This is a genomic window from Nitrosomonas sp. (genome assembly GCF_043753625.1).
In the GTDB taxonomy this organism is placed as follows: Bacteria; Pseudomonadota; Gammaproteobacteria; order Burkholderiales; family Nitrosomonadaceae; genus Nitrosomonas.
The window spans coordinates 1-20,913 of sequence record NZ_JAYUWI010000133.1; the positions used below are offsets into that span (position 1 = coordinate 1).

Consider the following 20,913-nt stretch of genomic DNA (forward strand, 5'->3'; position numbering starts at 1 on the left):
CACCCGTAAAATTCTTTCGCTTTATTCCCGTCATTTCCTGCTCCTTCTTAGCAGGATACCATCTTAATTTACTGTCCTGAAAGGAGGGTCCACTATAGACTTTCGAGTGAGCGGGCATGTTCTGGATGCGCTTGGAAGGCCTGTAGTGCAAGCTTCTGTCGCGGCATTTGATGTGGATTTGCGCGGTATTTTATTGATAAATAAAGTAACGAGTATCCGTGAAACTATGCAAATGCCAGGGTTTCAGTGGATTGGCTCTGCTGCTACGAATAACGAAGGCTATTATCAAATTGAGTTTGATGCGGAAAGCTTTATCTTCGGAGATAAATCACATGCCGATACGATTTGTTTTTTAACGCTGGAAGATAAGATCATGGCGCGTTCAAGCTTGGCAGTTAAACGCGATTACATCGGCAATGCAATTGAAAACCTGGATATCCGATTGGCGACCGGCGATCTTATCAAGGGGATATCTGAATATGAAGCCTTGATAAACGCTGTAGCGCCGATCCTAAGAATGAGTGATCTGTCGTTGACCGACATTGCTAATAGCCTAGAACAAATCAATTTTTTGGCGCAAGAAACCGATACCGATTCCTCAAAAATACTTTTGGCGGCACAAGCTGAATCCTTGTTATTCGGACGTACTGAATTAAGCGGTACGGACTATTTGTATGCGTTAGGGTGTGAAAATGTAGGTCTAACGTATGGTGAAATTATCGATTTCACACACGACGTTTTGGTTGAAAAAATTACTGCAGCAATTGCTAAAAATATCATCCAAACTAAATCAGAAGAGAGTATTCACGATTTTATAAAACGTCTTTTAAGATTGGCGGCTTCCTTAATTTTTCTCGATACATCGAGAGCCCCTAAAACAGTCCAAAATTTGAATCGTTCGCTAGAGATTACTTTAACTACCCCCGCTCTTAAGAACGTATTCCTCAACGTACATCGCCAGCTTGAAATCAACGCCGACCCGAAGAAATTTTGGCAAGAGGCCTTGCCACAGGCTGGTTTCAATACGCAACAAATCCAATCTCTAAAAGTTACCAATCAATTGCATCTCATTACTGGTGGGCACACACCTCTAGTGGAATGGTTACAAGTCGATCAAGGAATATCATCACCAGAACGTTTGTTAAGGCTGACTGATGCCGAGTGGATGGAAGCCATAAATAAAGCAGGGTTGCCGGATAACGTTGAAGGGGCTTCGGCTGAAGCAAAAGGTCAAAATTTCATTGGGCACGTTCGTAATGTATTACACGCAACTTATCCTACCCAGAAAATTGCGCTGATGATTGAAAGCGGGGAATTACCAATTCCTGATCTAAACAATGGCCTCAATGCATTCTTTAATCGCGCCACTGATTTTGATTTTGCAACCAGACGCCTGGAAGATTTTGAAAACGTCATACAAGATGTTGCTCCGCAACAAGCCGAGCAAATACGTTCGTCTCTTCAAACCATGCAGCGTGTGTTCCAAATCAGCCCTACACCTGAAGCGATGTCAGGAATGATAGCTAATGGCATTTCGTCAGCTTTTCAAGTGGCGGGTGTCCCTGAAGCTGCTTTTGTTAAAACCTACGCGAAGCAACTAGGCGGTGAAGGCGTAGCTATAGCCGTACATAACCGTGCCACTTATGTTGTAGCTAAGGCTAATGAAACGTTAATGACGACATATGAATTAACCCATGCCATAACGCCTTCGGCGATTCATGTTGGTAGCATGGAAATCAAGAATGCGGTCATGGATAGCGTTAAGAAGCATATTCCCAATTATGAAAATATCTTCGGACAAGCGGATATTTGCGAATGCCGGGACTGTCGCTCGATCAATAGCCCAGCTGCCTATTTGGTTGACGTGATGCGATTCTTGTCTAAATTGTCGGCCAATCCAACAGGTAAAACACCACTTGATGCTTTATCAGAACGACGTCCGGATTTGGCGCATCTGCCCTTAACCTGTGAAAACACGAATACGGTCATCCCGTACATTGATCTTGTGAATGAGATCTTGGAATATTACGTCGCCAATGAAAAATTGGATGCTAAGACCGCACATGATACCGGTAGTGTGACGTCAAAAGAACTCAGAGCGGCACCTCAATACCGCCTAATCGAAGCCTACAAGAAGCTGGCAGTAGCAGTCTATCCATTCAGTTTACCTTACCATCATCCACTGGATACGATCCGGTCTTTTATTCCGGATGCAGCAAAGCGCGCTGGGTTGATGCGGAAGTTGAATCGTGACGGAATCGTTGTTGAAGCTGAAAATCTAGAGTTGTCGCAAAAAGAATATGCAATATTAACTGGACAAAACTTTGATGGAACACCAGAAGGTACTGATTTATGGTCATTTTACGGATACGCCGATGATAACGCGCTAAAGACAACTATCCCGGCTATAAAAGAAATTTTGCGGCGGACAGGCATTTCTTATGTGGATTTGGTCGCTTTAGTAAAAACGCGTTATTTAAATCCTGCGCAGATTGCTTTTGATTATATTCAGGATTTATTTAAAGACTTTCCGATCGATACCAGTCAACCGTTCAACGGACAAGTATTGTATGAAGGTTTACGGGATATCCACTCGGATATTCTTGATCCTGATGCGGATTTTAATTTTAAATCCGCTCTTGAGCGTCAAAATATTTCGAAAGATGATTTTGTCGATTGGGTAAAGGCACATTTCGATGGCTTAAGAACACTCGTGACGCTTTATAATCCCAATTCAGATTGCGATATCGAGAACACGACACTCCGAACATTGGAACAAATTTACGATGCGGCACCAACAACTTTAAGTGATGAATTCTTGATAAAACTACACCGCATTGTTCGTTTGTGGCGGAAAACAGGGTGGACAATTGAAGCACTTGATACCGTATTGGTTGCATTGCAATCATCAGACCTGACGCCTTTAACGATTCAACAACTGAGTACGATCAAAGCGATTGTAGAAAAAACCAACCTCCCGCTTGATCGCTTAGCAACCGCTTGGGGAAATATTGAAACGATCGGAGATAAGTCTTTATATCGCCGGATGTTTATAAACCGAGCAATCAACCAGATTGACAAAGTGTTTGAACCCGATCGCTGGGGAAATCTGTTAAGTGATACAACGGCTACAATCGGCGGGCATCTGAATGCCATATTAGCGGCCTTTAAGATCCAAAGAGATGACTTCGATCTGATCTCTATTGACAGTGGAGTTAGTGAGGCAGCTGATTTGAGTCTACCTCATCTTTCGGTGCTGTATCGCTATGTTGCTTTTTCAAAAGGCTTAAAATTAAGTACGGCAGATTTTATAGTCATCAAGAACCTTTTTGCTGTCAATCCGTTCAGTACTTTTGATGAAGTCGCGCAGCAGTATACAGCGGTTGATCCTGTCGCAACTTTGAATTTCCTCGATTGTGTAGAAAAAATCCGAGATTCGGGCTTTAAAACCAAAGAACTGAATTACATTTTTACCGGGAAAGACAATGGGTTAAGTACAGATAAAATCGCTCAGACATTGATTTCCATTCGCAACGAGCTGCAGAATATTGAAGCCGAATATCCTGTCATTTCAGATAGTTTGAGTATAGACGAAGTATTCTTAAGAGTCCGAATGGTTTTGATCTCACCTGAAGGCAATGTAGATTTGTTTTTCGGTATTATTAACGGGACCCAGATCTTCAACGTTAAAACTCAGGAAAATTTGCCTATCACGATACCCAATGAACTGAAAGCGAAGGTGCAATACATCAAAGCTAAGGGAATACTAAGTGTCAAAGGTGTACTGACAACCACTGAGAAAGTGATTTTAGAAGGATTGGCAGGTTTAACACCAAATTTTGGAAAAGCGATCATTACTGTTTACAACTTACCCGAAGAGCAATTTGTTTCAGCTTTTAGCCGCTATTTTGATACGCCTGCTCAGGCGGCCGCTTTTGTTGAACGCACAGCGCCTCTTGCAGATGCAGCGCAGTTTGAAGAGTGGAAGAGCAATAAATATAAAGCATTTTATCATCGCCTTTTGCCGGTTTTAAAACAAACACTACGCGAAAGTAAGATTGCTCAAAATATTGCGGCTCTGGTGAGTTTAAATGAAGTCCAGACCACTGAAATTCTAAAAGCAGATCACAATCGCCTGACTAAATTATTGACTGATCTGGTAGATGAAGGGCTGTCGGCAACTTATTTTCGCACGCCTACGTGGACCGACGTGGTGACTGAAAGGATCGACAAGACGATTCATTTCAGTGAAAACAATGCTTTTAATGTCACCGGTTTGCCTCTGGATAATTTTAGTATTCAATGGGAAGGTTTTATTTCGACACTTGTTGCCGATGAATTTACATTGATTGTATCGGTGGCGGGCGCTGAGGAGCGATTCAGCCTTTACTTAGATGGTGAATTGATTCTCCAGAAACCCGACGGTAACACTCAGCTTTCTTGGGAAGTTGCTCATGAACTCACACCCAATCGGCTTTATCAACTCAAACTCGAATATGCCGACCGCGCACGCGCTTCCAGTATTAAATTGAGTTGGCGTTCCTCAAAAACGGCGGAGGAAACGATTCCGGCAACGCTTTTGTTTTCTGAAAAGTTAGTTACTGCATTTTCAGCTACAGTTAGAAGCCTGCATCGCGGGGCTACAGCTATCAACAAGTACCCGCTGAGTTCTGAAGAAGTCAAACACTTTGTTGCACATCGGACAACACTCGGCGCTCTTGATTTCCAGAACCTAACAGCCACACATTGGTTTACGCTGAATGGCTATGCAACCCTGAAACGACAAACTCCTGAAACCGATTGGCTGTTGATCTTTGCAACGGCTTATCACGCAGCGATGACTTTGGATGATGTCATTGCTGTGGCGGCTGCAGAAACCTCATGGGGTTTATCGGATTTAGATTTTCTAATCAAGACTCAATCCAGTTTTACAACCAATGAATTGCAAGCTCCTGATGCATGGTTAAGTCTTGCTGGTGTAATGGCAATAGTTCTTGAAACCGGTATTTCTGCTAGCCGTTTGGCTGTCTGGGCTTCGCCAGAAACGGATTTTGATATTTTGGATGGCATAGCAAAGGACATTCAAAATGCCATCCGAGCCAAGTACGATGATACAGATTGGACTGAGTTTGCGCCCACCATTACCAATCCCCTGCGCGAAAGGCAACGCGATGCGTTGGTCGGTTACCTTTTGGTCCAAGAAAAACTCCAGCAATGGGGGGTGCTCGATGCAGAAAGTTTGTACGAATATTTTTTGATCGATGTACAAATGGGTGCGTGTATGGACACTTCGCGTGTCCGTCAGGCAATGTCTTCTGTTCAGCTTTTTGTCACCCGTTGTTTACTGAATCTGGAGAGGCAGCTGCCCTCAAGAGGTAATTTTTGGGTTTCTCCGGATCAAATCAAGGCGCAAGAGTGGGAGTGGATGAAACTTTATCGCGTTTGGGAAGCTAATCGTAAAGTGTTTATTCATCCTGAAAACTGGCTGGAGCCGGAATGGCGCGATGATAGAAGTCCGTTTTTTAAGGAATTGGAAGCTGAATTAACGCAGAATGACATTTCCACGCTTACGGTCGAGACAGCTTTCAGAAATTATTTGCGAAAATTACAAGAGGTTTCGAATTTAGACATCGTGGGTGTTTATAACGACTCTCTTGCGAATACACTTCATGTCGTAGCCCGATCCTACGGCGCGACTTCCCATGTCTACTATCGCAACCGCAATAAATACGGACGTTGGTCGGCGTGGGAAAATATGGGGTTGGATATTAAAGCCGCAGGTGAGGGCGAACAAAATGGTGTGCATGTCATGCCTATCCGCTGGAAGGGACGGCTGTTCTTATTCTGGCTGGAATTTACTGAAATCTCTAAGCCTGATGAGAGTGGCAGCGGCAGTTCTATAGAATCAACGGCGAAGAGCAGCTCTAACAGTTTAAAAGGAAAAAAAGCCTGGCGAACCTTTATAGCATGGAGCGAATATCGAGAGGGTAAATGGCTTCCCAAACAAATGTCCAAAGTGTTTGTTGAGACCTCTGGCACACAAAGTCTTAAAACCTTAAACGGACAACCTGCTTATTGTCGTCCAGTGATACGGATTCGTGATAATAAACTAATCGTGCAGCTGCCCGCTATCGGGGAGAGTAAATTAGATGCTGGCAATCCTGCCCGATTATTGACCATGTCTTTTGTTTTGACAGACGTAGAAGCCGAGATTAAAACAGATTTTACTGAAATTATTGGCAATTTAAAACGCATACCGCACATTATTGAGGTATATAACGGTACAGAGTATCTGATAAATAATTTTATGAGGTCTGGACGTAACGACAATATGTTGTTACGCAAACGAGAATATTTAAAAGCTAAACGAAGACATTTACTTGCATTTGAAAATCAACAGATGCCTTATGATTTTGAAGCAGATATTCCCACTCCTTTCTTCTATCAAGACGGAGAACGAAACTTTTTCGTTCAACCACATCCTGGTTCTAGACTTTTTGATTACATCAAAAATATTGAGCGGTCGCCTTACTTGCCCTATTTGGAAATGACTACTGCAGTAAAGGTAGGGCCTCGTGCGCTCAGTGATGTGAAATTGGCATCCCATTCCGCCACTATGAAAACCATGAGCTATACGGCATCAGGTAATAATGGCGACGTGGGAAGAATTGGCCTAATGTCCAAAACGGCCACTTCCCTTTCTGTATTAACGCCTGTTCAGCAATCGATTGGAGCCTTGGCGGGAACTGCGCTTGAAATCGGCAACAATTACTCTTACTTCGGCGGCTATTTCACCTGGGATACCACTTTGAAGTTTGAGAATTTTTATCACCCCTATACGGATGTTTATTTAGAAAGACTGAATCATGGCGGTATCAACGAATTATTATCAGCTGACACTGTTTTGCCGGATGATAAAGGTAGCCGTTTTAAATCAATTTACCAGCCGGTTACCAATCTCGTTGATAACAATACTCCGCCTGTAAAAGTTGAGTTTGATGAAAACAGTGCATACGGTTTGTACAATTGGGAAATTTTCTTTCACGCGCCGTTGTATATTGCTACACGTCTGAGTAAAAACGGTAAGTTTGCTGAAGCTATGCAATGGTTTCACTACATTTTTAATCCAATGACTACCGATAAGCCCGATGATAACAATACGCAATTTTGGCAAGTTCCGCCGTTTAAAATTGATGCGAAAGAAAATATTGAGCAATTTTTCCTACGGCTAGCTAATAAAGAGGCGACAAAAGTAGAGCTGGATAAAATAGCCGAGTGGCGTGAGTCTCCCTTTAAACCGCATTTAATCGCGAGGGGAAGGCCCGTTGCCTACATGAAAAATGTAGTGATGAAATACGTTGAGAATCTTATTGCTTGGGGCGATGATCTCTTCCGCAGAGACACGATGGAGAGTATCAATGAAGCCACGCAACTCTATATTATTGCAGCTAATATTTTAGGGCCGCGCCCACAGTTCATCCCTAAGCGCGGTGAAATAAAAGCCGAGACATTTGCTACATTGCAACCGAAGCTGGATACTTTCGGCAATGCGCTTGTGCAGATGGAAAATCTGTTTCCGTACTCAAGCAGTATTCCAGCAAGCAGTACTCCATCTAATCCGAGTTTGTTGGGTGTGGGGACGGCCTTGTATTTTTGTATTCCTAACAATTCCAATTTATTAAAATATTGGGATACCGTCGGTGATCGTCTTTTTAAATTACGGCATTGCATGAATCTCGACGGCGTTGAACGTAAATTGGCGCTGTTTGATCCTCCGATAGACCCGGCGGTTTTGATAGCTGCTACCTCGAAAGGATTGAGTCTTGGTAGTGTATTAAGCGATTTGTTTAGTCCGGCTCCTATGTATCGATTCGGCTTCTTACTGGATAAAGCGATTGAACTGTGCAGTGAAGTTCGTACGTTTGGCAATCAGTTATTGTGTATTTTGGAGAAAAAGGATGCTGCAAACCTTAGTTTGATGCGGGCATCGTATGAAGCTAATCTGCTGAAAATGGTGGAAGATATCAAAACTTGGCAGGTAATAGAAGCTAGAAATCACCGTGAAACACTCATAAAAACACGAGAAATAGCATTAACACGACTCAGACATAACCTGATGCTGATGGCTATTAAATCCGGCAGCGAAGGTGTTGATGTGCCGCCGCCACCTCAAACGAATACTGCTAAAAAACCTAAGAAAGATGATGAGCTCGCTCGTGATATCGTTATTAATGGCATTGGCGCCATTGCCAGTGGTTCTGAAGACAAAGTGATAGAAGCTGCCGAATCCAGTTTGAAATTGATCGCCAAAGAAAAATTCGATCTGGACGTCGATGAAGTTATCAAAGATATTAAATTGGCTATTTCAGCGGGTGAGGCTATTGGCAAAGTGTTATCCATGATTCCTCAATTCAGTGTCGCGGCCAAACCATTTGGCGTGGGAGCAGGGACTTCATTGGGTGGTATTCAATTAAGTAAAGCGACTGAAATTTTTAGTAAAGTTCAGGATATAGTGGCTGCAGTAAAAGCTCTGGAAGGTAAAAAAGCTGCCCAGACTGCCAGTTTCGTCCGTCGCGAACAAGGTTGGGTGCAGGATGCCAAAATATCCGTAGCCGACATTTTTCAAATTGACCGTCAAATCGTAATTGCCGATGTACGTATTGCCATCGCTAAAAAAGAATTAGCAATTCATCAGGAAGCGATCAAAAATTCCGAGGATATTGAAAGTTTCATGAAAACACAGTTTACCAACGGTAATCTGTATCAATTCATGAAAGAACGTTTGTTCACAGTTTATAAACAAACCTATCAATTGGCGTATGACTTGGCCAGAACAGCAGAAAAGGCATACCGGCAGGAATTAGGCATAGTCACATCCAATTTCGTGCAATACGGTTATTTCGATAGTGCGATGCAGGGCTTGACGGCTGGCGAACAATTGCATTTGAGTTTAAGACAAATGGAGAAAGCCTATTTGGATGCCAATAAACGCGAGTTTGAAATCACTAAAAATGTATCATTGGCAAAAATCGACCCAACTGCGCTCAATCGATTAAAAACAACAGGTATTACAGAATTTGATCTGCTCGAAGAAATTTTTGACATGGATTATGCGGGTCATTATTTTAGGCGCATCAAATCGGTTAGCATTTCCATTCCCTGTCAGGCCGGGCCTAATACCACCATCGCGGCGACCCTGCGTCTTTTAAAAAATAGCATTCGCATCAATACTTCTGGCACGACTTACGAACGTAATAATGAAGAAGGTGTGCCGATTGATGACGAACGTTTTGTTGAAAGCATGGTGTCCTTTAAGGCTGTTGCTACCAGTCACGGACAAAATGATGCCGGGGTTTTTGAGCTTAATTTTAGAGATGAACGCTATTTACCCTTTGAAGGTGCGGGTGTAATTAGTAATTGGAAACTGGAAATGCCAAGCCAACTACCATTGCGTCAATTTGACTACAATACTATTACCGATGCAGTATTGCATATCAAATACACAGCCCGTGAAGATGTTGGGCTATTTAAAAACCGAGCAATTACCCACTTACTGGCGTTCTTGCAGAACCCTTAGTTAGAGTCTCCTCAGAAAGTCATCAGACATTGTGACTTTATTCATAACTTAATAAAGTAAATTTAAATGAATTTGCATCGGTTAATTGCATCTTCACATTTTTAACCACTGTAGAAGCGTTGATCATGACGGATGGGATGTGCAATTGGCCATTCCCGCTCGAAAAAGTTGCAATATTCACAGGATTGCTTGGCAATGAAGCAACACTGGCGGGATCAAGCTTAAATACATAGGCTGGCTTATCTTCAATTAACAGTAACTTAACTGCTAATGCTTCACCCGTTCCAATATCTACAGCAAAAGTTAGCGCGCTCTCACTAAATACGCCGGTTGTATCGATTACTTCTACTTGGGTAATTTGGACGAGGTTGTCAGTAGAAATTGATGAGCCGCTAGTACCTATCGTTGGTGTGGCAGTCAGGCTGCCACCTAGATTGGCTATTGGCAGTTTTCCAATAACATCAATGACTTTCATCCCATCAAAAATCACGCGCCCGAATACCGTAAAGCCGCCATTCTGATTATCCAGATTCAGGGAATTATCGGCGAGATTGACAAACCATTGACTGGTTGCACTGTTTGGATTGCCCGAAAGTTTCGCCATGGCAACGGTTCCGCGTGTATTGGAGAGCTTGAATTCGTTGGCAATCGGAGTAAATGTATTAACGGGTGAGAGCTTTTTTCCATCGGTACCCTCAACGATCTTGAAACCGCCGCCTTGAATGACAAATTTAGGCATACTGCGATGGAAGATTCCGTTCGTATAAGCGGCACTCTTGATGTAGTCGAAAAAGTTGGCTGTCGTAATCGGTGTTTGTGTTTCAAACAGTTCTATGCAAAATTGACCCATATTGGTATTAAAACAAGCGATTGAATTAGCTTGCGTATTGTTTGCCAAAAAAAACAAGCCGGCAAATAATGCTGTTTTATAAGATGTTGGAATAAGGCGCATAGTGATCGAGCGTGTAGTAGGAGTAAAATTGGATTGTCTGATAGAACTTAAAGTGAAGCAATCGTTTTATTATTGATAAGCCTCAGTTTTGTATCAAAAAGAGACTATGGCATCGGAATTAACGTTTCTTTAACGCGATGAACAAAGTAAAAACAAATCAACTTGCGATTCCCCGTGGTCTTGCCACGGGGGGCGTTTATTTTTTTAAAAATTTTTTGTTCATTATCGCTTCTTATGATGTGATTGATTAACCTTTTAAACTCTGGAGTCTAGCGGGCTATGCAACGGGTAATCGGGAAAATATGCACCACTATTCCCGATTTGTTAAATTAGTCTCGAGTCCAATCGATTCCCAGAATAATCCTAGAAAACTTCATTACCCGTCGGTTCGCTAGGCTTGACAGCGTTCATGCTGCGCCTAAGATTGGCGGTGGATGTGTAAACCACTTTGCGGATTCGATTGACCCCGCCGAGTGGACGATGTTCGAATACTGAATGCCAGGGCGTGTACGAAAGATTCTCACAGAATTTATGCTGCTCCGGTTTATCAAAATCCTGTTTGGGGATCGTGATCGTAGCGACTTTAAAAAAAGGCGCTACGCTTTCTTCCCATTCGTTTGTGGCCATCTCGACGCTAAGCGCTGTGCTTGCCGCTGTGCGGGTATCTCGCGTCTGAATCAGGAAATCGAAACAAGCATTATCTGTGTCGAGATGATTTTTCATTGCTGTGCGCAGGTAATTGGGATCCTGGAATTGATCTGATTGGGGCGTGTTGTCCAATTGACTGCAAGGTTTCGCAGAGTATTTCATTGCGAGGCGGTTTGATCCGGCGCCGAGCTGATAAGGCACCATCGACCAGTAGCGCGCGTAAAGCGGGTTTCTGATTTTCTTACCATTAATTTTTGCCGCGATGATTGAACCTTCGATTCCGAGTGAAAGGGGTGCGGACAATCGGTCTAGCAGATTGGAACTGCTGAGTGACTCAATCAGACTCAAATATTTTTGTGGATCGTTGATGAAAAACACAGGGTGATTGATCATCACAAAATCCTGAGTATGGCTCTCGTCGGGCAAGAGTTTCTCCCCGGAAACGCCCATCAGTTTGATTGCCATGCCGCGCCCGTCACCTTCTTTATCTGCGCGTGTTGCATCACTGTCGCCGTTTGAAAAGCGAATCCAAGCCTTATAGCGCGCACCGGACTGGAAGATGCCGTGCTGATGCTCATCCTGCAGTGTCTGATTAACCTGAAAATCTGCCAGCACACAGCCATGTGCTTTAGAGTGAACATGGCGAAGCGCGGGAAGATCGTTCGCATAGCGCGACTTGATCGTTTGCTGAATACTTTCCGTGATGGCCAACGTGGTTGCTCCCTCTTTCGGCCAAGGCGATTCACCGAGTTCTGCGTCAAATTCGATGTCATTGGCTAACGCCGATTGACTGCCGGATAGATTTGCATTCGGGATCGCGCTGTCTTGTGGGGTACTGCAAGCGGTTACAAGCGCCAAACTTGACAGAAGTACTGCAAGAATTGGAAAAGTTGAGTAGGGGACTAGTGGGTGCATGATAGTGGTCTCGTAGGAATGGGGGATGGGATTCAGGGCGGATTAAAAATGGTAATGAAGCCCGAGGCCTATATATTCAACTTTCTCCCTAAAAAACTGACCGGTAGGGGAATTACCGTTGAAATATTCGGCCAGTACTTGAAATTTTCTGTTGAAGGCCTGAAAATTATCGAATTGAACGCCAGCTCGGGCGGATATATCGGCGTTCCAATTGTTTTGTTCATGATTCTTGATATCAACGGCCATAATTGGCCGCATTGCTGCGCTTTCTATGCGCCATGGACTTCTAAATTCCATCCCATATTGCACTGACCAAGGCTTGATAGTAGATGGTTCTTTGTGAAAAATACCACCGCCTCCGCCATAGACTCTTACCCCATAGGGAAGCTCATATGAAAGCTTGAGATCGATGCCTTCGTAGCTAAGGTTGACGCGTTCCAGGCTGGTTTGTGATCTCAGTAAAAATTCATCGCCGAGATGAGAGCTTTGATGATAGATACGGGCAAACGCCGATGCGTTTTTCGCGCGCATACTGGAATAGGCCGACGCAATAAAATCCGTGTTGATGAGATCTTTTGAAGAAGCACCCAGATTAAAGTCACTAAAGACGGCGGCCTGAATACCTGTTTCCCATTGCACGATGGATCGCCCGATATTAGCGCGATAAAACGGTATCGTTTCGCCGAAACTAACCGAGCCATTGTTATTTCCATCAATCTCGTTGCCTACATAATTGCGATAAGCGGCTGAGAAATGAGCCCACCGTGGATCGGCGAGTAGCGGCTTAAACAAATGGCCTTCGGGCAGAAAACCCGTGGCTAGCATTGTTGAGCCTATTACAGGTGTGCTTTTTTTAGGGGTGATTTCTTTATCCGGCATGGAAGCGGTCGCGACAGATCGCTGAACGGCGTGCTCTCCCACTTCCACTCTGGTGACGCCTGGGATCTCGGAAAGTATCTGTACAACTTTGGCACGATCTCCCGCGGCAACTTTATCGGCCGGTATCGTAACGGTACCGTTCCGTACAATTAATGCAGGCGTATCGATTTGGAACTGATGTTTGAGAATTCCTGCAGCATAACCAGCAATATAAGAATCATCAGGCATCGAAGCATTAACAGCGGATGACCCAAATAGCATGAGTGCGATGATCGGAAGAAACTGCATAGTAATCCTTATTTTATTAAAAATTTAACTTGAATAACGTTTAATCACGAGGGCTTTCTTTTTTTATTCGCCTATTTCCCAGGAACTACTTCTTGTAGGAACAGGATTTAATAACTTACGATCATCCGATCTAGCAGGCCATTGTCAGAAAGTGGAGGAAAAGAACATTTTCCCGACTAGAGTATTGCAGGGATCGCATATTGGGTATGTGCGCCAGCGCACGGATTTTCATAGATATTGAGAATATCCTCAGTTAATGCAGGAATTTTCTTATATCTTGATGTTTGATAAAAAGGCTCTCAATGAAAACAATACGAAGATTTTCATTCGCTACGTTAGTTATCGTAGTGATACTCAGCTTAAATGGTTGTGCCGGAATGTCGGCGCGGGATAGGAACACTGCGATCGGCGCTGGCGCTGGCGCTGGCGTTGGCGCTGTCGGTGGTGCTGCCCTTACCGGTGGAAGCGCTCTCGGAACGGTTGGTGGCGCAGCGGTTGGTGGCGTTGTCGGTCACGAGGTCGGAAAAGGTAAAAAATAGCCCCAATGGTTACACAAATCTACGCCCGTCGAATAATTTTTATTATTTAAATGTCTTGCAGTTGCAGTGTAAACGGCTGGGTGGACGAGATTTAGCTTAACCAAGCCTATGAGTCACTCTACCCTTCCTTTGAGAAAAGATCGCATGGCGAATCGAATTCTGATTATCACGAGCGATGCCGCTGACGCCGAGTCGCTGAAGAATGTATTTGGCCAAGCTGAAGATGGCGCATTCGACACTGAATGGGTCACGTGCCTCTCCGCTGGACTTGAGCGACTGCGCGCAGGAGATATCGACGCCATTCTGGTGGATTTGTTTCTGCCCGACAGCCAAGGTATGGCAACATTTGATCAACTGCTCACGGTCGTGCCTCAAACACCGATTTTAACGCTCCATAAGACAGATAATATGCTTGCGAAGGAGACAATGCAGCGCGGCGCACAGGGTCATCTGTTGAAAGATTACTTTAGCAACAGGCTGGTACCGCATTCACTCCGTAACATCATTCAGCGCAAGGCCGTTGAGGAATCTCTCTTCATAGAAAGATCCCGTGCTGAAATCACGCTCAACTCCATTAGCGATGCAGTCATTAGCACGGATATGGCGGGCAATGTCGATTATTTGAATACTGCAGCGGAGAAAATGACCGGATGGTTGAATGGCGAGGCGCGCGGAAATCCAATTCACGACGTAATGCGAATTATCAATGGCAAGACTAACAACTCAGTTACCAATCCGGTCGAGTTTGTGCTGCAGCAAAACAAACCGATGACATTGGCTACGGATACGATTTTGATCCGGCGCGATGGAAGCGAAGTGACGATTGAAGATTCCGCCGCACCGATCCATGATTCAAACGGGCGGATACGTGGCGCAGTGATTGTGTTCCATGATGTCACACCGGCGCGGGCGATAGTCGCGAAAATGGCCTATCTGGCACAGCACGATTCGCTGACTAATTTGCCGAACCGCGCGTTGCTGAATGACCGTATCGTCCAAGCCATCGAGTTGGCAAAACGTCGTGGTACGTACCTTGCCCTATTATTTCTAGATCTGGATAACTTCAAACACATCAATGATTCGCTCGGACATTCAACCGGCGATAAGCTCCTACAATCCATAGCACAAGACCTGAGCGCCTGTGTGCGCAGTTCCGACACGGTTAGTCGGCTGGGCGGGGACGAATTTGTGATTCTGCTGACACAGGACAAGGACGCACAAGATGCTGCTGTGACTGCCGACAAGATGCTCACTGTGTTGGCAAAGCCACACACTATTGCTGAACATGTCTTGTATATAACGACCAGTATCGGGATCAGTGTTTATCCCGCAGATAGCCAGGATCCGAAAACATTGATCAAGAATGCGGATATCGCGATGTATCACGCTAAGGAAAGAGGCCGGAACAATTACCAATTTTTCAAGAATGATATGAACCTCCGTGCGTTTGAGCGATTAGCCATTGAGACCCATCTCCGGCATGCGTTGATGCGGCAGGAATTCGAATTGTATTATCAACCTAAAGTCAACCTGGATAGCGGGAAGATCACTGGTGCTGAAGCATTGTTGCGCTGGAAGCATCCGGAATGGGGTTTGGTGCTGCCGGATCGCTTTGTACAGATTGCAGAAGATTGCGGATTGATCGTGCCGATTGGCCGCTGGGTGTTACGCGAAGCCTGCGCGCAAGCCAAGCGTTGGGAAACCGCGGGACTGAAACTGGGATCAATCGCTGTGAATATCTCGGCGCTGGAATTTCGCTTCAAAGATTTCGTTGCGGGCGTGCAATTAATTTTGAACGAAACCGGGTTCGATCCCTGTCACCTGCAACTAGAGATTACCGAAAGCGTGTTGATGCGCGATGTCGAATCCAGCAACCTGATACTTCAGCAACTTAAGAATATGGGTATAAAGCTGGCGGTAGATGATTTTGGCACAGGCTACTCCAGTTTGAGTTATCTGCATCAATTTTCGATTGATATCCTAAAAATCGACCAGTCGTTTGTGCGGGATATCAGTTGTGAAAACGGGATCATCGCGAGCGCGGTCATTGCCATGGGCGCCAGCCTTAAACAACTGGTAATCGCCGAAGGCGTAGAGAAACAGGATCAGTTAGCTTTTCTGAAAACACAGCATTGTGAAGAAGGGCAGGGTTATTTTTTCAGCCGGCCAATTATCGCGGAGCAATTTGCGCAACTGCTGGCAACAGGGCATTGCGGTAAGCAAGAAAATCAGGGAAGTGATGATGAGTATCGTTGTGCAACCATTGAGTAACACACAACAACTGGCTACTAAATCTGTTAAATGATACTGATATTTTATCTACCGGTAATCTTTTATTGCTGGCACCTCTCGCTTTCCCGATTGCTTCATCTATTTTTTCCCATCGTCTCTGCCGAATGCGGCTTGCCGCAGGCGGGAAGTGCAATGATCCGTGAGGAAAATCATAAAAAATATTAATGTTATAAATGTCTTAAAAAGATTCATTGTGTCTCTCCTTCAGTTTGGCAAGCAGTCAAAAGTTCGTCACATTTAGAATAAATTGGCAATTCCAATTTTAATAGGCTACAGCACGATGTGACTATAGACTGTGCGTTGCCGTACAAAGTATAAACGCAGCGCAAACTAGATGCGAATGAAGAATGGTTCTGCCATCGTAGCAATTCTTTCTGAATGCTCAATAGTAGTTTAGCTTCCCGGATCATCATATACCGCATTACCCTTCTCGCATTCTGAGGGTCACAAAACGCATCGAGTTGCTGTTTTGTCAGACTGATTGACCGATCGGTTACTACATAAGTTCAGAAAAATTTCAGCAGAAGCGATTTGTTATTTCTTTCATCAATGTGTGTCAGCGCACAGAGTAGACATGATTAAATCGGGATGATTGCCACTGTGGAGACTGCTATGAAAGAGCGTGGTTTCAGCGCTACACCATTAGTAGTTTTCATTTATTCCAAATCTGGAGAGCAATATGAATTTTAATAATAAATTAAGCGTGCTAACACTGACACTGATCGGAATTTTGTCAATAACGGGTTGCGACATAATCGAAGGCAAAGCATCCCAGCCTAATGCCAAAACGACGGTAGGAATGGAGGTGGATGATAGTGTCGCAACCACAGCAGTAAAGTCTGCGCTGCTTAAAGACACCGGTCTCAACAGTTTGGATATCAAAGTTGAAACGCGCAAAGGTGAAGTTCAGCTCAGTGGTTTTGTAGATAGTCAAACGCAGCTTGATCGTGCTATCGAAATTACTAAGGGTGTTGATGGTGTAAAGGGTGTTCTGAATAAAATGAGCATCAAGAAGTAAAAATGCAATATTAAATTATAAAAGGAGATACAAAATGAATTGGGATCAAATAGAAGGTAACTGGAAGCAACTCAAAGGTAACGTCAAGGAACAGTGGGGAAAACTCACCGATGATCATATCGATACGATTGCCGGGAAACGTGATCAGTTGGCTGGCAAGATCCAGGAATCATACGGAATTAGCAAAGAAGAGGCAGAGAAGCAAATTTCCGAATGGGAAAAGAAGCAGAAATCCTAAGTCATTTCCTACTCTAGCAAGGCAACATGCTGTGCAATAGATAATTGATTGCTAATCAAAGCGAGTGCAAAGAAATCGTGAATAAATTTGGTATCGTCGTGTGTTAGCAGTCGATTTTGCTTTTCAATCAATTAAACACCGGATTCTACGGTGTGCGGTAACGTTCTATTCATTCAATTAGTGAGGAAACATCATGTCTAAAAGAAAATCAATCATCGCTGCTGCAGCAGGTTCTGCGGTTGTCGCAACGCTTAGTTTCTCATCAACTGTTTCAGCTGCTGAAAATCCATTTGCGATAAAAACTTTGGAAAAAGGCTATATGGTCGCTCAGGCCCATACCTATGATGAAGATACGAAAACGGGTGAAGGTAAAGCAGGTGAAGGCAAATGTGGTGAAGGTAAGTGCGGTGAGGGTAAATGTGGTGCTGCCATGGCGGACGCTAATAAGGACGGCAAGATCACCAAGGAAGAATGGACTAAGCACCACGATCTCATGTTTGAGCAAATGGATAGCAACAAAGATGGCGCTATCGACAAAGATGAGGTAGGAAAAAGTAAAATGAAAGGTGGTAAGAGCGGTGGCGATACATCGCATGGTGACAAAAAAGGCTATTAGGCTATTCGGTATCGGCTAAATTAAATCATCATGTATCCCGCAAGTTCAGCTAAGCTCTTGGCATGAATTAACTTTCATGCCAAGAGCTTATTTTTTAATTTTGATCAAGAAATAATTGTATTTTTTTCATGAACGCTAAACATCTTACCGGTGCGGGATTAGGCTTCAGGCGAGAACTGATTCCTGAGCTCAAGAGCGTTGTTCCAGCAGCAATTTCGTTCTTTGAAATTGCCCCAGAGAACTGGATCGACATTGGCGGACTTCCGGGGCGCGAATTGCGCAGCTTTACCGAACGCTATCCTTTTGTATGCCACGGCTTGTCTCTTTCCATAGGCAGTCCATTACCACTTGATGAAGTGCTATTACATAAGATTCGTCAATTCCTGGATCAGCATCAAGCGGTGCTTTATACCGAGCATCTTTCATACTGTTTCGATGGGGGGCACCTATATGATCTGCTTCCGATACCTTTTACCGGTGATGCCGTGAAGTATGTCGCTGCAAGGATCCGGCGTGTACAAGATATCCTGGAGCGCCGTATCGCCATAGAAAATGCCTCATTTTATTTGTGCGCGCCAATCAACGAAATGAATGAGATCGATTTTATCCGCGCCGTGTTAACGGAAGCTGATTGTGACCTACATCTCGATGTCAATAATGTGTACGTGAATAGCGTTAACCACGCTTATGATCCTGTCGATTTTATTCGCGCCATGCCGACCGAACGTATTGTCTATATGCACATGGCTGGACACTATCACGCAGCGGAAGATCTGATTATCGACTCTCATGGTGCGGATGTCATTGATCCGGTGTGGTCACTACTGGATGAAACGTATCATATTCATGGTGTAACACCCACATTATTGGAGCGCGATTTTAATATTCCATCGCTGAGTAAACTGAAGCAAGAAGTCGAACGCATCGCACAGATGCAAACTCAGTCTACTTATACAGGTTATTCCCATGCTCATTACAATTCCTGAATTTCAACGCTTTCAACACGTTTTTACTGCGCATATTCGCAATCCAAAGGTAGACCCTCGACCGAATGGCATTGAGGCGCGGCGAATGAGGATCTACAAAGAACTTGTTTACAACAATATCGAAAGCGCGCTCCTAATCTGTTTTCCAGTTTTGAAAAAGGTGTTAGGGAGACGGCTCTGGGCACGGCTATTGCGCGCTTTTATTGCCAAACATCGCTGTTATGCACCATTTTTTCGCCAGATACCTGATGAATTCATTCAATTCCTGCAGACAGAGTGGACATCAACCTCAGATTACCCCAAATTCATACTGGAACTTTCGCACTATGAATGGACAGAGCTGGCGCTATCCATTTCAACGGGTGAGCCTGACTGGGATAAAGTTGATCGTGCCGGTGATTTATTCAAGCAACACCCGATTCTGAATCCAGTTCTCGCGAGTCTGCACTATAGCTGGCCGGTGCACCGAATCAGCCCGCGTATTCGGATAGCTCCCAAAGAAACCTTTTTATTGGTATATCGAGATAGTAATGACCAGATTCAATTTGCTGAAATTAATGCCTTTACTTCACGCTTGCTGAGTTTGCTCAAAACTACAGTTTATACGGGTCAAGCTGCACTCGAAAAGATCATTAAAGAAAGTTGCCATCCCGCACCAGAAGTCGTGATACAGAACGGACTAGCTATCATGCAAGACCTGCGCGCACGCGGTGTGCTGCTGGGTGTTAAATGTGACTATGAAAAAGGAACGATTTAACTGCCTTTTGTCAGTCAAATAGTTAGAGCCGCTTTCGATCGCGTAATTATTGAATCGCACTTCTATTACTTTCTAGAATCAATTCATCGGCAAGGAGTCAGTATGTTTTTCTGCAAACGCTCGCTACAAGCTACATTGTTCCTGTACGTACTATTCAGTCAACTGTTATGGGCACAAAACGTGCCTAACGCGCAACAATTCTTGGAAAACTTCGGCATCAGCAGTGAACAGATCAGCCAACTTGATCGCGGCGAAATTGTCGCCTACGAAGTCAGTGAAACCAGCCAGAAAGAGCTGGCGATTGGTGTTGCCATGTATATGCCGGTGCAGTTAGCGCAAGTTCTCGAGTATCTGAAGCGTGGCAACCTGATAATACAGGACAGCAACATCACCGCTTCAGGGTTGATTCCGGACAATGCTGATATCAACACTTTCAGGAAATTTGCGTTTGGCGAAAAACAGCTTGATGAAGCTAAAGCCTTTTTGAAAGCAGAATCCGGCAACAAATTTAACTTGTCGAAACAGGAAATTGAAGCGTTGCAGGCGTTACTCCCCAAACCGGATGATATTGATAAGAAAATACTGCTTAAAACCGCTTCGCAAAAGTATCGGGAGATCCTGCTGCAGCGCTGGAAAGACTATCGTAAAAGTGGCTTGGCAGGAGTCACTGCCTATAGCCGCGACGGCAGCAATGCCGACCCGGCCACGGAATTGCGTACAGACGCGGTTAATAGCAAAACCTGGGCGCATTATTTTCCGCAACTGCAACAGGGCTGGCTGAATTACCCTGTGGGTTTGCCCAAGTCTGCAACCGAACAGTTTTTCTGGATGAACCGCATCGTCGAGGACCGGCCCACTGCAATTTTAAGTCATCGTGTCATCGCCGCGGACGCTGAAGGCGGCATCATTCTGCACAGACAGTTTTACGTGGGTCATTCCTATAACTCCAGTCATGTTGTGGCAGGCGGCATACCCTATAAAGACGGCACGCTGATGTTTTATTCCACCCGCAGCTCTACCGACCAGGTCGGCGGCGTTGGCAGCAGTTTGAAACACGCAATAGGTCGCGAGCAAATGAAAAAGGTAATGATCAAAAACTTGCGGCAGTTGAACAACAATTTGCAGAAAAAATCAGGTAAGTGAGTAGGGGATCAAATAGGCTTCATTTCTAAGCCAATGATTTATTTCCTGTTGAAGGGGTATCAGAG

At 44.4% G+C, this 20,913-nt stretch carries 12 protein-coding genes; 9 read left to right on the top strand and 3 right to left on the bottom strand.

The genetic code is table 11. The features are described 5' to 3' along the window. Positions 1 to 106: 106 nt before the first annotated feature. On the top strand, positions 107 to 9,577 hold the full coding sequence (locus tag ACH10T_RS11220; protein WP_394809364.1) for a neuraminidase-like domain-containing protein: 9,471 nt from the start codon (positions 107 to 109) through the stop codon (positions 9,575 to 9,577). A gap of 37 nt (positions 9,578 to 9,614) precedes the next feature. Here the strand turns inward: ACH10T_RS11220 and ACH10T_RS11225 are convergent, their stop codons facing one another. From ACH10T_RS11225 to ACH10T_RS11235, 3 genes are all read right to left on the bottom strand, one after another. Beyond that, positions 9,615 to 10,529: a peptidylprolyl isomerase gene (locus tag ACH10T_RS11225; protein WP_394809365.1), complete on the bottom strand. Its 915-nt coding sequence runs from the start codon at positions 10,527 to 10,529 to the stop codon at positions 9,615 to 9,617. Between the two features lie 363 nt (positions 10,530 to 10,892). After that, a complete protein-coding gene (locus ACH10T_RS11230) occupies positions 10,893 to 12,092 on the bottom strand; it encodes a catalase family protein (RefSeq protein ID WP_394809366.1) in 1,200 nt (399 codons plus the stop codon). Positions 12,093 to 12,134: 42 nt separating this feature from the next. Further along, positions 12,135 to 13,259, bottom strand: a complete 1,125-nt coding sequence (locus tag ACH10T_RS11235) for a DUF1207 domain-containing protein (protein WP_394809367.1) — start codon at positions 13,257 to 13,259, stop codon at positions 12,135 to 12,137. A 302-nt stretch (positions 13,260 to 13,561) separates the two neighbouring features. On the opposite strand from ACH10T_RS11235, the gene ACH10T_RS11240 reads away from it, so the two are divergent. The 8 genes from ACH10T_RS11240 to ACH10T_RS11275 all read left to right on the top strand — a co-directional run bounded on the left by ACH10T_RS11240 (position 13,562) and on the right by ACH10T_RS11275 (position 20,848). Further along, the gene (locus ACH10T_RS11240) at positions 13,562 to 13,798 is read left to right on the top strand and encodes a glycine zipper 2TM domain-containing protein (RefSeq protein WP_394809368.1); all 237 of its coding nucleotides are present in this window, start codon (positions 13,562 to 13,564) and stop codon (positions 13,796 to 13,798) included. Positions 13,799 to 13,906: 108 nt separating this feature from the next. Next, positions 13,907 to 16,069 carry a putative bifunctional diguanylate cyclase/phosphodiesterase gene (locus ACH10T_RS11245; RefSeq protein ID WP_394809369.1) on the top strand — a complete coding sequence of 721 codons (2,163 nt, stop codon included), beginning with the start codon at positions 13,907 to 13,909 and terminating at the stop codon, positions 16,067 to 16,069. A 700-nt stretch (positions 16,070 to 16,769) separates the two neighbouring features. Beyond that, complete coding sequence (locus tag ACH10T_RS11250) at positions 16,770 to 17,108, top strand: BON domain-containing protein (protein ID WP_394809370.1); 339 nt, start codon at positions 16,770 to 16,772, stop codon at positions 17,106 to 17,108. 34 nt (positions 17,109 to 17,142) lie between these two features. Continuing rightward, entirely contained in the window at positions 17,143 to 17,346 is a 204-nt protein-coding gene (locus ACH10T_RS11255; protein ID WP_394809371.1) for a CsbD family protein, read from the top strand. 193 nt (positions 17,347 to 17,539) lie between these two features. After that, positions 17,540 to 17,962: a hypothetical protein gene (locus ACH10T_RS11260; RefSeq protein WP_394809372.1), complete on the top strand. Its 423-nt coding sequence runs from the start codon at positions 17,540 to 17,542 to the stop codon at positions 17,960 to 17,962. A 128-nt stretch (positions 17,963 to 18,090) separates the two neighbouring features. After that, the gene (locus ACH10T_RS11265) at positions 18,091 to 18,948 is read left to right on the top strand and encodes a DUF692 domain-containing protein (protein ID WP_394809373.1); all 858 of its coding nucleotides are present in this window, start codon (positions 18,091 to 18,093) and stop codon (positions 18,946 to 18,948) included. Next, positions 18,929 to 19,705 carry a DUF2063 domain-containing protein gene (locus ACH10T_RS11270; RefSeq protein ID WP_394809374.1) on the top strand — a complete coding sequence of 259 codons (777 nt, stop codon included), beginning with the start codon at positions 18,929 to 18,931 and terminating at the stop codon, positions 19,703 to 19,705. Before ACH10T_RS11265 ends, ACH10T_RS11270 begins: the two co-directional genes overlap by 20 nt. Positions 19,706 to 19,807: 102 nt before the next feature. Further along, positions 19,808 to 20,848, top strand: coding sequence for a hypothetical protein (locus tag ACH10T_RS11275; protein ID WP_394809375.1), 1,041 nt, complete (start codon positions 19,808 to 19,810; stop codon positions 20,846 to 20,848). Positions 20,849 to 20,913: the final 65 nt, after the last annotated feature.

Bases quoted from the DNA above. Each gene is read 5' to 3' on its own strand.
- ACH10T_RS11225 (WP_394809365.1), bottom strand. From the start codon at position 10,529: ATGCGCCTTATTCCAACATCTTATAAAACAGCATTATTTGCCGGCTTG.
- ACH10T_RS11230 (WP_394809366.1), bottom strand. From the start codon at position 12,092: ATGCACCCACTAGTCCCCTACTCAACTTTTCCAATTCTTGCAGTACTT.
- ACH10T_RS11235 (WP_394809367.1), bottom strand. From the start codon at position 13,259: ATGCAGTTTCTTCCGATCATCGCACTCATGCTATTTGGGTCATCCGCT.
- ACH10T_RS11240 (WP_394809368.1), top strand. From the start codon at position 13,562: ATGAAAACAATACGAAGATTTTCATTCGCTACGTTAGTTATCGTAGTG.
- ACH10T_RS11245 (WP_394809369.1), top strand. From the start codon at position 13,907: ATGAGTCACTCTACCCTTCCTTTGAGAAAAGATCGCATGGCGAATCGA.
- ACH10T_RS11250 (WP_394809370.1), top strand. From the start codon at position 16,770: ATGAATTTTAATAATAAATTAAGCGTGCTAACACTGACACTGATCGGA.
- ACH10T_RS11255 (WP_394809371.1), top strand. From the start codon at position 17,143: ATGAATTGGGATCAAATAGAAGGTAACTGGAAGCAACTCAAAGGTAAC.
- ACH10T_RS11260 (WP_394809372.1), top strand. From the start codon at position 17,540: ATGTCTAAAAGAAAATCAATCATCGCTGCTGCAGCAGGTTCTGCGGTT.
- ACH10T_RS11265 (WP_394809373.1), top strand. From the start codon at position 18,091: ATGAACGCTAAACATCTTACCGGTGCGGGATTAGGCTTCAGGCGAGAA.
- ACH10T_RS11270 (WP_394809374.1), top strand. From the start codon at position 18,929: ATGCTCATTACAATTCCTGAATTTCAACGCTTTCAACACGTTTTTACT.
- ACH10T_RS11275 (WP_394809375.1), top strand. From the start codon at position 19,808: ATGTTTTTCTGCAAACGCTCGCTACAAGCTACATTGTTCCTGTACGTA.